The 13,645-nt window shown below is 67.0% G+C and carries 12 protein-coding genes; 3 read left to right on the plus strand and 9 right to left on the minus strand.

Features of this window, described 5'->3' with window-relative positions:
• Window positions 1-103: 103 nt before the first annotated feature.
• Window positions 104-985 carry a LysR family transcriptional regulator gene (locus ABNX41_RS04935; RefSeq protein ID WP_438668610.1) on the plus strand — a complete coding sequence of 294 codons (882 nt, stop codon included), beginning with the start codon at window positions 104-106 and terminating at the stop codon, window positions 983-985.
• Window positions 986-1,140: 155 nt separating this feature from the next.
• Here the strand turns inward: ABNX41_RS04935 and ABNX41_RS04940 are convergent, their stop codons facing one another.
• The 6 genes from ABNX41_RS04940 to ABNX41_RS04965 all read right to left on the minus strand — a co-directional run bounded on the left by ABNX41_RS04940 (window position 1,141) and on the right by ABNX41_RS04965 (window position 7,535).
• Window positions 1,141-1,722, minus strand: a complete 582-nt coding sequence (locus ABNX41_RS04940) for an ATP-binding cassette domain-containing protein (RefSeq protein WP_438668611.1) — start codon at window positions 1,720-1,722, stop codon at window positions 1,141-1,143.
• Entirely contained in the window at window positions 1,719-2,453 is a 735-nt protein-coding gene (locus tag ABNX41_RS04945) for an ABC transporter permease (RefSeq protein ID WP_438668612.1), read from the minus strand. The genes ABNX41_RS04940 and ABNX41_RS04945 overlap by 4 nt, the downstream gene beginning before the upstream one ends.
• Complete coding sequence (locus ABNX41_RS04950) at window positions 2,450-3,427, minus strand: substrate-binding domain-containing protein (RefSeq protein WP_438668613.1); 978 nt, start codon at window positions 3,425-3,427, stop codon at window positions 2,450-2,452. The genes ABNX41_RS04945 and ABNX41_RS04950 overlap by 4 nt, the downstream gene beginning before the upstream one ends.
• 1 nt (window position 3,428) lies before the next feature.
• A complete protein-coding gene (locus ABNX41_RS04955; protein ID WP_438668614.1) occupies window positions 3,429-4,433 on the minus strand; it encodes a class I SAM-dependent methyltransferase in 1,005 nt (334 codons plus the stop codon).
• Complete coding sequence (locus tag ABNX41_RS04960; RefSeq protein ID WP_438668615.1) at window positions 4,427-6,523, minus strand: TonB-dependent receptor; 2,097 nt, start codon at window positions 6,521-6,523, stop codon at window positions 4,427-4,429. The genes ABNX41_RS04955 and ABNX41_RS04960 overlap by 7 nt, the downstream gene beginning before the upstream one ends.
• A 91-nt stretch (window positions 6,524-6,614) precedes the next feature.
• Entirely contained in the window at window positions 6,615-7,535 is a 921-nt protein-coding gene (locus ABNX41_RS04965) for a helix-turn-helix domain-containing protein (protein WP_438668616.1), read from the minus strand.
• A 492-nt stretch (window positions 7,536-8,027) separates the two neighbouring features.
• Here ABNX41_RS04965 and ABNX41_RS04970 point away from each other — a divergent pair, with 492 nt between their 5' ends.
• Together ABNX41_RS04970 and ABNX41_RS04975 are read left to right on the plus strand one after the other, a co-directional pair.
• Entirely contained in the window at window positions 8,028-9,062 is a 1,035-nt protein-coding gene (locus ABNX41_RS04970; RefSeq protein ID WP_438668617.1) for a LacI family DNA-binding transcriptional regulator, read from the plus strand.
• A gap of 257 nt (window positions 9,063-9,319) precedes the next feature.
• Complete coding sequence (locus tag ABNX41_RS04975; RefSeq protein WP_438668683.1) at window positions 9,320-9,448, plus strand: hypothetical protein; 129 nt, start codon at window positions 9,320-9,322, stop codon at window positions 9,446-9,448.
• A 188-nt stretch (window positions 9,449-9,636) separates the two neighbouring features.
• Here the strand turns inward: ABNX41_RS04975 and ABNX41_RS04980 are convergent, their stop codons facing one another.
• From ABNX41_RS04980 to ABNX41_RS04990, 3 genes are all read right to left on the minus strand, one after another.
• Window positions 9,637-11,685, minus strand: a complete 2,049-nt coding sequence (locus ABNX41_RS04980) for a catalase (protein WP_438668618.1) — start codon at window positions 11,683-11,685, stop codon at window positions 9,637-9,639.
• A 162-nt stretch (window positions 11,686-11,847) separates the two neighbouring features.
• Entirely contained in the window at window positions 11,848-12,912 is a 1,065-nt protein-coding gene (locus ABNX41_RS04985; protein WP_438668619.1) for a hypothetical protein, read from the minus strand.
• A gap of 257 nt (window positions 12,913-13,169) precedes the next feature.
• Window positions 13,170-13,604 carry a TspO/MBR family protein gene (locus tag ABNX41_RS04990; RefSeq protein ID WP_438668684.1) on the minus strand — a complete coding sequence of 145 codons (435 nt, stop codon included), beginning with the start codon at window positions 13,602-13,604 and terminating at the stop codon, window positions 13,170-13,172.
• Window positions 13,605-13,645 lie beyond the last annotated feature (41 nt).

The following is a 13,645-nucleotide window of genomic DNA, read 5'->3' on the forward strand; positions in this document are numbered from 1 at the left end:
TTCCTGCATTTGGGGGAAGTTTCGGCAGGTCGCGAACCGGAATCACCGGAAGTTCCAAGGTGCATTATCGGAAAATCAGAAGGTCTGCATGAACTTCAGGCAGTTGAAATATTTTGTCGCCACCGCCGAGACCGGCCAGGTCAGCCGCGCGGCGAGCGAGTTGTCGATCTCGCAATCCGCCGTGACGACCGCGATTCGCGAGCTTGAGGTGGAACTGGGGGTCGAGCTTTTCGTCCGCACCGCCCATGGGATGGAGATGACCCAGCCGGGGCGCGAGCTTCTGGCGCTCGCCTATGAGATCCTGACCAAGATGGACGAGGTGGCCAACATCCGCGAAAGGGGCAGCGGCACGATCGGGCGGATCCTGGTCGCCACGACCTATACGGTGATCGGCTATTTCCTGCCCGCCCATCTGGCACGGATCGCCCGGCTGCATCCGAACCTGGACATCCAGATCCACGAGATGAACCGCGAAAGCGTCGAGGAGGGGCTGCTTGCCAACCGCTTCGATATCGCCGTCGTGCTGACCTCGAACATCAGCGATCCGTCGATCGACACCGAGACGCTTCTGCGCTCGCGCCGTCGGCTTTGGCTGCCGCAGGGCCATCGCTTCGCGCTGCACCGCCGCGTCGACCTGGCCGAGATCGCGGACGAGGACTATGTCATGCTGACCGTCGACGAGGCCGCCAATACCACGATGAAATACTGGTCCTTCGGCCCGGTCCAGCCAAGGGTCAGGCTGCGCACCTCGTCGATCGAGGCGGTGCGCTCGATGGTGGCGAATGGCCAGGGGATCACGATCCTGTCCGACATGGTCTATCGCCCCTGGTCGCTGGAGGGAAAGCGCATCGTGAGCGCCGAGACCGAGCAGCCCATCCCGTCGATGGACGTGGGCCTTGCCTGGCGGCGCGGCGTGGATCTTTCCCCGCAGGCCATGGCGTTGTTCACCTATTTCCGTCAGACCTTCGACACCATCTCGATCTGAGAGCGGGCCTTTGCCCGCCGCCGGGCGGCGCCCCGGGGGGTATTCTGGAAAAGCCGGGGCTTCGCGGCATGGCGCGGGCTCAGTCATTCTCCTGAACCCGTGGCGTCGTCGGCCTCGCTCAGGGCCGCACCCCGCCTGCCCCGGTCCCGCTGGTTTCAGGCGAGAGAGACCTCCTGCGCTTCCGGCGCGATCAGACGGGTCGGATCGTGGCTGATTTCGACAAGGGCGAAGCCGTCCCGGTCCCGGTGTGCCCGGACCAGATCCCGGGCCCGGTGCCATGTCGGCGGGTCAAGGCCGCCAAGCGCCTCGTCGAGCAGCAGGATGTCCGGGCGGACCAGCAGCGCGCGGATCAGGGCCGCGCGTTGCGCCTGGCCTTTCGACAGGCTGCCCGCCCGGCTGTCCTGCAGATCTGCCATTTCAAGCACGGCCAGCATCTCCTGCGCCTCGCTGCGCGCGAAGGGGGCGACGAACAGCAGGTTCTCGATCACCGAAAGCCTGGCCAGCAGGCGCGGCTCCGCGAAGGCCATGCCGGGGCGCCGGGGCAGGGTGGCGATGCGCCCGGCACTCGGGCGCTCCAACCCGGCGATCAGCCGCATCAGGCTGGTCTTTCCCGTCCCGCTCGGGCCGGTCAGGCGCAGGCTCTCGCCCTTGCGGATGGTCAGGGTCATGTCCCGAAAGGCGGGGGCGGGGCGGCCGGGATAATGCATGCAGGCCCGTTCGGCGGCGAAAAGGATCATGGTTTCCGCCTTTCGCGCGTCAGGGCGCCAAGTGCGGCCTCGACGAGCCCGATCAGGACGAGGATCACGATGACCAATGCGAAAAGCCGGTCGGTCTGCAGCCAGCTTTGCGCGCGTTGGACGGCGGCGCCAAGGCCCTCGGCCCCAGATAGAAGTTCGGTCAGCAGCGTGACCCGCAGAGCATTGGCCACCGCGATCCGCAGCGCCGGGCCGAGCGCCGTCCAGAGCGCGGGCCCCGCGATCCGGCGCAGGCGGCGGCGCAGCGGCACACGGAACAGCCGCGCCATTTCGTCCATTTGCGGATCGACGGCGCCCATCCCTTCGGCCATGGCGATCTGGAAGACCGGAACCAGCAGCGCGGCGACGGTGAGGGTGACGGTCGCCGTGCCGCCGTCGAGCCAAAGGATGCACAGGATCGCGAGGATCGGCGCGGGCATCCCCATCAGGATCAGCCGCAAGGGCGCGAGCAGCGCCGAGATCACCGGCCAGTGCCAGCCGATCAGCCCCAGGGGCGCGCCCAGGGTGAAGGCCAGCGCCAGCCCGGCGACGGCCCGGTAAAGGCTCGGCATCAGCGTGCCGGACCAGAAGCCGGAATCCGCCACAAGCTGGCCAAGCGCCGTGGCGACCGCCATGGGGCCGGGCAGGATCGCGGGCAGGCTGTCGCGCGCGGCCAGCGACCAGAGCAGGAGCAGTGCGCCAAGCCCGGCGAGAAAGGCCAGACGCCGCATCATGGCCCGTAGAAATCCGGGCCCGGAAGCCTGCCGCCGATGGCGTCGGGCTCCACCTCCATGATCGCGGCGTAGAAATCGGCCAGCAGCGCGGCGTTTTCCGGCATGGCGAGGTCCAGCGCGTTGATCCGGGCAAAGCCCTCGCGCGCGCGCTCCATTTCCGGGAAATGCCGCGCCAGCAGCGGGGCGGCCGCACCCGGATCGGCGGCGAGCGTGGCGAAGGCCGCGCGATAGGCGGAAAGCACTTCGCGCCGGTTCCCGAAGGCGGGATTCACCAAGACGACCCCGGCGGGCGGGCAACTGGCCAGCGCCGTCGCCTCGCGCCACAGCCCGCAAAGCCCGGCGCGGCGCGAAAGGCCCGGATCCTGGGCGAGGGCGAGCGTCGCCAGCGGTTCCGTCAGCAAGGCGTTGTCGACCTGACCGGCCAGCAGAAGCTGCACCCCGGCATTGAGGCTGCCGGTATAATAGGGCTGCCAGCTTTCCGCGCCTGGGGGCGCGATGCGGCGCATCATCAGATCGGGCAGATGGCCCTTAAAGGGCAAGGCGAGGCTGGCGCCGCGCAACTCGGCCAGATCGGCGACCGGCCCACCCCGCCCGACGATCGAGAGGCTGCCCTCGGTCACCGTGGCCGAAACAACCCGCAGCCCGATCCCGTCCGCCCCGATCCCGTCCGCCCCGATCCTGCCCGCCCCGATCCCGTCCGCCCCGATCCTGCCCGCCCCGATCCTGCCCGCATCGAACACGGCCGCCGTGGGCGAGGGCGCGACCGCGATCAGCGGCACCTTGGCCATCAGCATCTTGCGTAGTTCCTCGGGGCTGGCCCAGGGGCGGAAGATGAACGTGACCCCCTCGACGGGCTGCGTCTCGGCCAGCGCGATCAGGGGCGCGCTTTCCCAGATCGGCGGGCCGGAGAGGAGGATGTCTTCGGCCCAAGCGGGCAGTGGAAGCAGGGCCAGAAGGAAGGAGAGGAGACGCATGTCATGCCTTTCTGCGCGCGGCATCCAGCCGGAAACGGCCGAAAGGGGTGGCGAGGGTTTCTGCCGTGGCCCCGGTCAGGCCCGCCGCCGCCATGGCCGCAGCGATCTCGCCGTCGCCGAACGAGACATCGCCTTGCCGGAGCGCGGGCATGAGGCGGCCGAGCACATGTTCGGGCGGTCTGGTCCGGTCGCCATTCAGCGCCTCGTGAAAGCTGACCAGAACGCCGCCCGGCACCAGCAGATCCGCCAGCCGGGCGATCAGCGTAGGCAGGCCTGCGTCGTGGAAATAAAGCGTCATCGAGCACCAGATCAGGTCGAAATGCCCCTCCGGCAGGATCCGGTTGTAATCGCCGGAGAGGATGGTGATGGCGGGATCCGGGGCATCCTGGCGGATCCGTTCCGCGACCTGCGGCAGGTCGAACAGCGTGACGCGCAGATCCGGGCGCTGCGCCAGAAGCCTTTCGGCCAGCACGGCCGAGCCGGGCCCGATCTCCAGCAGCGTCCGGGTCCGGCCCCATTCGGGCAGGCCGGTCATGCAGGGCGCCATGGCCTCGGCGGCAATCGCGCGGTGGAAGCTGACAAGCGAGCGGTGATGCGCGTCCCAATGCGCCGCGTCGAAAAGCTGCGATCCGGGGGGCAGGGCCGCACCCGCGACCATGGCCCCGAAGGCGTCGAGACCGCCATGGCGCGTCCGGGCCATCATGCGCAAAGTCTCGACCATGTTGCGGGGGCCGTCTGCGGCCACGAAGGGCAGGATGTCGGGCGCGGTGCGGAAACCGCCGTCAAGGCATTCCATGAAGCCTGCGGCACTCAGCGCCCGCAGCGCGAGGGTCAGCGACCCGACCGGCAGGCCCATGCCTTGGCCCAGCAGGTCCGGGGGGGCGGGGGTCCGGCACAAGTCGAACACCCCGCTTTCAAGGGCCCAGTCCAGAACCGCATGGCGGATCGGCCCTTCCAGCGTTTGCAGCAGAAGGGTCACGCCGGACGGGCGGTCGGCGCTTACCATGTCATCTTCCAGTTCACACCGATGGTGCGCGGGCTGCCATCCTCGACCACCACGCCGCGGATCGTGGCGGCGGCGGTGCTGTAATACTCCTCGTCGAAGAGGTTCTTCGCCCAGAGCGTCAATTCGCCATGCCCCAGCCCGCGCGAGATTTCGGCATCGACGGTTGTGAAGCCCTTCTGCCTTACGCTGTTGCCCGGGTCGAACCAGGAACTGCCCGCGCCGTTCAGGCTGACCCGGCCGCGCCAGACCTCGCCGCGATGCGAAAGCGCAAGGCCCCAGGTCGTCTCCGGCGCCATCGGCAGGGCGTTGCCGGACCAGTCGACCGGCACCAGCGATCCGGTGGTCAGATCCATGGAGGTCGTGCGGAAAGATGTCGCCCGCGCCCGTTGCCAGCCCGCATTGGCCGCGATCTCCCAGCCTGAGGCCAAAGGCGCGGCCAATTCCGCCTCGATCCCGTAGCTTTCCGCCTCGCCCGCGTTCGAGATGTATTGTGCCGCGCCGGGGATGGTTTCGGTGATCTGCTTGTCCTTTACCGTGGTGTGGAAGGCGGCAAGGTTCAGTGCCGCGCCATTGGCGAATTCGTGCTTCAGCCCGAGTTCCGCGTTCCAACTGTATTCGGCGGCATAGGTCAGGCTGTCGGCGCTGTTGGCAAAGCCGTAATTGTAACCTGCGGGCATATAGCCGCGCGCATAGCTGGCATGGATCGTGGTGGCGTCCGACAGGTCATAAGCCAGCGTCAGCTTGGGCAGCAGCGTGGTCGAGGAATCGCTGCCCTCATAGCGCAGGCTGGCCATGGGCGAGGTGAAGCTCTGCCAGGCGTCCGAGGAGATATGGTCGATCCGCAGCCCCGCACCGATGCGGAAGCGTTCGCCGACGGCATATTCCGCAAAGCCGTAAAGCGCCGCGCCGGTCTGGTCGATCTCGGTATGGCGATCAGTGGACATGGCGCCGAGGTTGAAATCGGCATCGGTGCTTTGCTTGAACGCATGAAGGCCCAGCACCCATTTCAGCGGCCCTTCGCCGGCCGAGGTCAGCCGGATCTCTTGCGAGATCGCGCGGTCGCTGACATCCATCTCCGTCACGCCGAGGGCCAGGGGCGAGCCGTCGAAATCCAGCACGAAATCGCGGTCGAACGAGGTGAGGCCGGTGATCGCGGTCAGGTCGAACCCGTCGAAACTGGCGCCATATTCCAGCGCGGTGACGGACATCCGGCGGCGTTCCCACGACGGGTCGGAATAGACGCTTTCATAGCGCCCCGTCGCCAGCGGGCCCGAGATATAGCGGAACTGTTCCTTGTTGAACTCCTGACCCTCGGCCAGCGTGCTCAGGCGCAGATAGCCGCCGTGCTGCAGATCCCATTCCGCGCTGGCAAAACCCGTCACGCGGCGGTTCTTGCCGCCATCCTTTGCCCCGGTGGCCGGGTTCGAGATCACGCCGGGATCGCGGGCATAGTCCAGCCCGAAGGCCAGTGCCGGGCCGCCATCCGCGCGCCCGGACCAGATCACCGAACCATTGCCGCCAAGCGGCGACGCCCCGGCATCCGAACCGGAAAGGCCGAGACTGATCTCGCCGCCCTCGCGGCTGCCGGGGGCGATGGTGTCGAAGGACAAGAGCCCCGCCTCGGAATTGCGCCCGAAGATGGTGCCTTGCGGTCCTTTCAGCAGCGTCACGTTCCCGGCGCCGAAGAAATGCGGCAATTGGATCGTGCCCATCGGCAGCGCCACGCCGTTGACCAGATAGCCGACCGGATCGGAAAGCGCATTGTCGAAGGCCGACATGCCGCGCACCACCAGCCTTTCCTGCGCATTGGCGCGTTGAAAGACGGTATTGGCCGAGCGCGCCGCCATGGCGTCGAGATCGGGCGAGATCGGCGGTGCGAGGTCGTCTTCGCCCAGCACCGTCGCTGTGGCTGCGGCCTTGCGGGCGAGTTCCTCCCAATGATTGGCGAACAGGGTGATTTCGCCAAGATGTATCGTGTCTTCCTGCTGGGCCATGGTCGCCCCGGGCATCAGCCCGGCCGCAAGCGCGGTGGTCAGGCTGAGAATCGCGGTAAGTCTCGGGGATGGTCTGGGCAAAGCGGTTGATGGCATCGGCGGCCTCCTTTTGAGGAGGTTCGGTGCCACGAGGCCCGTGGCGAATCTTGTAACTGATGAAAAATTTCTTGAATTTGACGAAGGGCGCTCAGGGATTTCGATACGCGCCCCGGCGCCAGTCACGCGCGGTCGCGCCGTAGCGTTTGCGAAAGGCGTTCGAGAGATGGCTCGCATCCGAAAATCCGCAATCCCCGGCGATCTTCGTGAAGCTGCGATCGGTCTGGCGGATCAGGCGCTCGGCGGCTTCAAGCCGCAATGCGCGCAGCCGCTCGAAAACCGTCATGCCGGTGGCCGCGCGGAAAATCTGGTTCAGGGTGACGTGGCTCAGACCGGCCTCGCGCTCGATCTCGGCCATGGTGATCGTTTCGGCGAGCCTTTCGGACAGGAAGGCCGTCATGCGGTCGACCAGAAGTTCGGTGCCCCCGGCGGTTTCACTGCGGTCGGGGTGGTCGGCGAGCTCTTCCAGCGCATGGCCGAGCAGGGCGAGGCATTGCCCCTCCTTGCGCATCATGGCAGCCGGATCGGTGCGGGTGTCGAGCAGGGTCGCGAGCGTCGTCTTGCCCGGCACCGGCAGCCGCAGGCGCCGGAAACATGCGCTTCCAGGCAGGGCGAAGTCGAGCAGCGCGCCCAGGGCGGGGGCCAGGCGCGACAGCGCCAGCGCGATGACGAGATTGGAGCAGCCCTCTCCCTTCTCCACGATCCGTTGCAGCCTTTTGCCGCCCGACCTGATGATCCAGCCCTGGCCTCCGGTGATCTCATGCGCGGCGCCCCGCGGGTCCACCAGCAGCATGCGGCCCGACAGGTTGAATGCCAGGATGAGCTGCTCCTCGGGGCGGCGGATGTCGTCGTCGTGACGGATCGACGGCGAGAAGTGGCTATGCGCCAGGACCAGCCCCTCCGAGATGCGCAGAACGTCGACATGGGTCTTCCGGGGGACGCCCGGCAAGGTCACCAAAGTGGTGCGGCCCGCCTCGAAGGGCGTGAAGCGATGGGGTTCGATCAGGTTCATGGCATGCCTCCACAGTCGCAAACAGGCAGGAGAGATGCGCTGTTGCGACGCCCTTATGAGATCGCGGGCGTTCCGGTCCGTGCTGGCGGGAAGACTGGCAATCCAGCTTTCCCGACCCGTCGGGAATTCGCAAGCGGCAACCGCCGCATCGCGTCGGTCGCGGGCGGGGCTTTTCCATCGGAACATGCGGATGGAGGGCCCGAGGCGGGCCCGCATCGCGACATGCGGCCTCAACCAGGGCGGTGCCCCACAGCGGTGCCCCACGGCTTCGATCCCGGGCCCGCGCCTCAAATATCCGGGGTGGCGGTCAAGGCCGCTCTGGGCGCCGGCCCGCCGCCCGGGGCGAAGCTTCGGTCATGAGCTCGCCTTGCGGCCGGGGGGCATCTGCCTCGACCTTGTTGTTTTGCCCGCATGAGACCGATACCATATCTGCAGTTGCCGCATTCGGACATGAATGCGCGCCGTCCAAGTGCATGAAAGCCATCTCGGCAGATGAAACGCGCCCCGAATATTTCCGATGTCGCAGCCCGTGCCGGCATATCCAGATCAACCGCAGCGAGGGCCATGTCCGGCAATGGCTATGTCGACAGCGAGACCAAGAAGATCGTCGAACAGGCGGCGCGCGAACTGGGTTACCGCAGGTCCGCCATCGCGCGCACCTTGCGAACCAATCGCTCGGATACGGTCGGCATCCTGATCGCCGATATTTCCAACCCGATCTTCCCGAGGATCGTCAAGGGCGCCGATGAGGTGCTGGCGCCCGAGGGCATGACCCTGCTTCTGTGCAATACCGAAGGGGACAGCGTGAAGCAGATGGCCTTCGTGCAGAAGATGCTGGAACGCCAGGCCGACGGGCTGATCCTGGTGTCGCAATCCCTGCCCGAGGCGGTGACCGCGCTTCTGGCCGGCGGGCCGCCATCCGTCTTCGTCAACCGCAGGCCCGATCCCGATGCCTTCGACTATGTCGGGCCGGACAATGTCGCGGGGATAGAGGCCCTTCTCGCGCATCTGAGCGTGGCGGGACACCGCCATGTCGGCTATATCGGCGGGCCCGAGAACTCTTCCACCGCGCGCGAGCGCCTGGGCGCATTCCAAGAGGCCGCGCCCCGGTTCGGCATCGTCAGCGACCCGGATCTGCAGCTTTTGCGCGAATATGACTACGGCGCCGAGCGTGAGGGGGCGGCGGAATTGCTGACCCGCTCCGGGCGGATCACGGCGATCGTGGCCTCGAACGACATGGCCGCGATGGGGGTGATCGCCGAGGCGCGCTCTCGCGGTCTGAGGGTGCCGGAGGATCTTTCGGTGACCGGCTACGATGGCGCCTTCCGCGAGCCGATGTGGGAAAGCCTCTATCCCGACAGGCCGCAGCTTACGACGATCGGCCTGCCGCGCAGGCAGATCGGCGTCGAGGCGGCGCGTCTGCTGCTGCGTCGCATCAAGGCGCCCGAGGCGGCCGTCGCGAAGATGATTCTTCCGATTGAGATGATCGCCGGAAACACCACCGGCCCGGCGCGGCCCCGGTCGTAAGATCCTTGGCTGTCCCATATCATCAAATTGATAAGTAACATATAAATACAATACCGGGTTTTTCGGTTGTTTCGCGGCTGCATTTGTGGGATTGATCTCATGTGGGATCGGTCCCAGCGGACAGGAAGAGTGTCCGCTGCACCGTGGGAGGAAAGATGGAACGGAGCGTCAAGCTGCGCCCCTTGGCGCAGGCCGCGTAAGGGGGCGGCGATGGGATGCGCATCGCTCTCGGGGGCTTTGCGATCTACCAGCGCCCCATGGCCTTCGTGCGCGAACTGATCCGTCAGCGCCGCCGCGATTTGACGATTGTCGGCGTCACCAGCGCGATCGAGATCCGCACCGGGCCATCGGCGATCTGGCGGCTGACGGTGAAATCCTCGCCGTAGCGGATCGCCATGATGTCGAGCGTCTGGCGGGTGGCCATCACCGCGCCATGGCCGGGGCGGGCATGGTCGGAATGGCCATCGGTGACCAGCGCGCGGGCGGTGGTGCGGAGGGGGTCGATGTGGCCCCCCCCCCGGGGCGCAGTAGAGCCCGGCCTCGGTGGGATAGACGATCTCCTCCGCCCGTTGTGTCATGCGAGGTCGCGCAGCCCAGCCTCGCGCGCCCAGTAGCGGCGTTTCGCCATCTCGGCCAGGTCTTCCCAGGGGCCGACGCCCTCGCCATCCCCGATCCCGGCGCGTTCAAGGATCACCGCCGAGCCCTTGCAATGGCCGATGGCCTTGAGATGCGCGAAGGCATCCATGACGAAGCCGATGGCGGCGCTGTCTTTCGCCAGCTTATCGGCCTGGTCGGGCATCAGGATCATGGCGATGGCATCGAACAGCACCGAAGGCGAGCCCGCAAGCTGGCCGTCCGGGGTGATCGTGCCGCCCTTCAGCTTCAGCGGTCCGACCTTCGGCGCGATGGTGAAGACGCTGCCGCCTTCCGCCTCGACGGCATCAATCAGCGTGTCGATCCCCGCCTTGTCCGACCCTTCGGCGATCAAGAGGCCGATCTTGCGGCCCTTGAGCGTCTCCTTCCAGTTCTTCTGGATCGACAGCGCGTCGGATGGCTCCAGATCCACCGGCTCCCTGAACGGCTTCGCGGGCTCGGGCAGGTCCAGCCCCAGCCCCTCGGCCACCCGGCGGCCAAGATCAGTGTCGATCACCCGCAGATGCGACAACACGCGGCTGCGCACATGGTCGAGCCCCACTTTCGACAGCTCGAACACGAAGGAGGAGGCGATATGCGCCTGTTCGCTTGAAGTCATCGAGCGCCAATACATGCGCGGCTGGCTGTAATGGTCGCCGAAGGTCTCGGAGCGGATGCGCAGCTTCTCGCCCGCGACTTCCTGCGGGGCGGTCGCGAACCCCTCGGCGCTGGCGCGCGGCCCGGGATCCTCGCCCGCCTGATCGAGGGTGTTCGGCTCGTAATTCGCCCGGCCCTTGGGCACATGGATCTGCATCAGCCCGTCGCGCATCATGTTGGCATAGGGGCATTTGGGCGCATTCACCGGGATCTGGTGGAAATTCGTCGTCCCCAGCCGCGATTTCTGCGTGTCGAGGTAAGAGAACAGCCGCCCCTGCAACAGCGGATCGTCGGTGAAGTCGATCCCCGGCACGATATTCGAGGGCAGGAAGGCCGCCTGCTCGTTCTCGGCGAAATGGTTGTCGGGGTTGCGGTTAAGAACCATGCGTCCGACCACCCGCAGGGGCACGATCTCCTCGGGGATGAACTTGGTGGGGTCCAGAACATCATAGGGCAGGCTGTCGGCGAGCTTCTGGTCGAAGACCTGCACCGCGAAATCCCATTCGGGATAATCGCCCGCGTCAATGGCCTCATAAAGGTCGCGGCGGTGATAGTCGTTGTCGGCCCCCTGAAGCTTGGCGCTTTCGTCCCAGATCAGCGACTGGGTGCCGAGGACGGGGCGCCAGTGGAACTTGACGAAGCTCGCCGCCCCCTCGGCATTGACGAATTTGAAGGTGTGGACGCCGAAGCCTTCCATCATCCGCAGGCTGCGCGGGATGGCGCGGTCGGACATCGCCCAGATCACGGTATGCAGGCTTTCGGGCATCAGCGAGACGAAATCCCAGAACGTGTCATGGGCCGAGCCCGCCTGCGGATAGCCGCGGTCGGCCTCCATCTTCACCGAATGGATCAGGTCGGGGAACTTGATCGCGTCCTGGATGAAGAAGACCGGGATGTTGTTGCCGACCAGATCCCAGTTGCCCTGATCGGTGTAGAATTTCACCGCAAACCCCCGCACGTCGCGCGGGGTGTCGACCGAGCCCGCGCCGCCCGCCACGGTGGAGAAGCGCACGAAGACCGGCGTCTCCTTGCCCTTCTCGGCCAGCAGGCCCGCGCGCGTCAGCTCCGGTATCGGGTCGGTGCAGGTGAAGACCCCATGCGCCGCCGAGCCGCGGGCGTGGACGATCCGCTCGGGGATCCGTTCGTGGTCGAAATGAAAGATCTTCTCGCGCAGCAGGAAATCTTCCAGCAGCGTCGGGCCGCGCGCGCCCGCGCGCAAGCTGTTCTGGTTGTCCGAAACCGGGATGCCGTGGCCGGTGGTGAGGACTTCGCCACCGCGTTGTTGCGTTTCGCCCGCATTGCCGGTGGCGGTCTCATAGGATTTGCGTGCCATTTGTCCTGCCTTTCAAGGGTGGGGAATATGGCGCCGGGCCTTTGGCCGAAGCCTATGGCGGCGGATCGCCTGGCCTTCGGTTTGCCTGGCCTTCGGTTTGCCTTGTGTTCGGTTTGCCTTGTGTTCGGGGCGCGCCTTCGCGCGCGCCCCTAGGCGGAAGGATCAGAAGCGGTAGCTGAAACCGCCCCAGATGCGGCCCTCGTCGCGATGGCGCCCGCCGCGCACGGCGCCGGAGACGGCGGCGGCACCGGCCACCAGGGCGGCGGCGGTCAGCAGGAAGGCGGTCAGGATCGCGCTCTTGCGGGCTGTCTCGGCGGCGGCGATGGCGGCCTCCTCGGCCTCTTGCGCCAGACGTTCGGCTTCGGCCTGCGCTTCGGCGACAGCTGCCTCAGCCTCCTCGCGGGCCTCCTGGACGACGGCGACAGCCTGGTCCACCCGGGCCTCGACCTGGGCTTCGGTCTGCCCGGTGCGGCGTGCGACCGCGGCGATCAGGAAGGCGCGATCCTCGTCCGAGATTTCGCCGGTGCGCAGGACGTTCCCCAGAACCACGCCGCTCTGGCGCGCGAGCTCGGCATCGTCCATCGACGGTGCACCGGGCGCTGTCGTGCCATCGGGCTGTTGCACGCCCTGGCGCACACCGTCGACCGCGGGCCGCATCAGGGTGCTGTTGATGTAATCCATCAGCCCTTCGTCCGCGTCGTCCGGCACGGCGGCGCCCACGGCCTGGGCCACGCCCTGAACCGCGCCGCCGACGGCCGCGCCTGTCCCTTGGGCCACGCCGCCCACCGCCGATCCGGCCGCCGTGACCGCCGTGCCGACGGCCGAGGCAGCGCCGCCGATGGCGCCCGCCGCCATCCAGGTGGTCAACAGCATGCCGAGGCCCCAGACCACAAGCCCGTTGATCCCGTCGCGCGCGGCCACCTCGTCGGCCGAGGCGTCATCGACGCGCCGCCGCATCCGCCCCGCGATATAGCCCCCGGCCAGATAGCTCGCCACCAGCGAGATCACGAGCCACAGCGCCGTCACGATGAGCCAGAGGTTGAACGAACCCTCGCCCGGCTCGGCCGAGATGGTCGAGAGGCCGAGGGCGGCGCCGAAAGCGGTGAACAATCCGCCGATCGCGGCCGCCACCACCGCGCCGCCGAAGACGGCGACCCAGTCGATATAGGCGCCGGAGATTTCGCGGCGCGGCGCCGAGGCGGCGGTCATGGTTTCCGTGCGTTCCATCGCGACCCCTCCTCAGCGCAGGCCAAGAAACGACAGGATGGCGAGAACCACGACCACAAGGCCGACCAGATAGATGATGCTGTGCATGAAGAACGTCCCTAGCAAAAGTGCCTGTTCAGGCGGTTACGGATAAACTGGCGATGTGACGGGGGCGTCGAATGCCACATCATTGGGCAAACGCGAAAAATCTGTTCCGGTTCCTTCCTCGGCGCCCGGGAAGGGCGCGGGCACGGCTCCGGGCGGCTTTGCGGCTGCGATCAATTCAGCCGCCAGATCTGGAAATTCAGCAGCGCCGCAAAGGAAACCCAGGCCAGATAGGGCAGGAACAGCACCGCCGAGAGGCTCTCGCCTCGTGCGGCGGCGCGCAGGACGAAACCCGCGATGGTGGCGAGCAGGAGGCCGATCACCAAAAAACCCAGACCGGGATTTTCCAGCCCGAAGAACACGGGCGACCACATGAAGTTCAAGGCGAGTTGCAGCGCCCACAGCGCGCGCAGGCCTCCATCCCTCGACCTGTCCCAGATGCGCCAGCCGACGGCACCGATCATGACGTAAAGCACCGTCCAGACCGGGGCGAAGACCCAGCCGGGCGGGTTGAACGCGGGTTTTGCAAGGATATCATACCAGAGCCCGGGGGTGTTCAGCCCGCCGATGGCCCAGCCGACAAGGACGACCGGAAGGGCGAAAAGCACGAGTTTCAAAGGTATAGTCCGATCCTTCCCCGGCAAGGGCG

This window comes from Pseudogemmobacter sonorensis, assembly GCF_042762395.1.
Lineage (GTDB): Bacteria > Pseudomonadota > Alphaproteobacteria > Rhodobacterales > Rhodobacteraceae > Pseudogemmobacter > Pseudogemmobacter sonorensis.

Coding starts and splice junctions, on each gene's coding strand:
- ABNX41_RS04965 (WP_438668616.1), bottom strand. CDS start 7,535: ATGAACCTGATCGAACCCCATCGCTTCACGCCCTTCGAGGCGGGCCGC.
- ABNX41_RS04945 (WP_438668612.1), bottom strand. CDS start 2,453: ATGATGCGGCGTCTGGCCTTTCTCGCCGGGCTTGGCGCACTGCTCCTG.
- ABNX41_RS04950 (WP_438668613.1), bottom strand. CDS start 3,427: ATGCGTCTCCTCTCCTTCCTTCTGGCCCTGCTTCCACTGCCCGCTTGG.
- ABNX41_RS04940 (WP_438668611.1), bottom strand. CDS start 1,722: ATGATCCTTTTCGCCGCCGAACGGGCCTGCATGCATTATCCCGGCCGC.
- ABNX41_RS04970 (WP_438668617.1), top strand. CDS start 8,028: ATGAAACGCGCCCCGAATATTTCCGATGTCGCAGCCCGTGCCGGCATA.
- ABNX41_RS04960 (WP_438668615.1), bottom strand. CDS start 6,523: ATGCCATCAACCGCTTTGCCCAGACCATCCCCGAGACTTACCGCGATT.
- ABNX41_RS04980 (WP_438668618.1), bottom strand. CDS start 11,685: ATGGCACGCAAATCCTATGAGACCGCCACCGGCAATGCGGGCGAAACG.
- ABNX41_RS04955 (WP_438668614.1), bottom strand. CDS start 4,433: ATGGTAAGCGCCGACCGCCCGTCCGGCGTGACCCTTCTGCTGCAAACG.
- ABNX41_RS04975 (WP_438668683.1), top strand. CDS start 9,320: ATGGCCTTCGTGCGCGAACTGATCCGTCAGCGCCGCCGCGATTTGACG.
- ABNX41_RS04985 (WP_438668619.1), bottom strand. CDS start 12,912: ATGGAACGCACGGAAACCATGACCGCCGCCTCGGCGCCGCGCCGCGAA.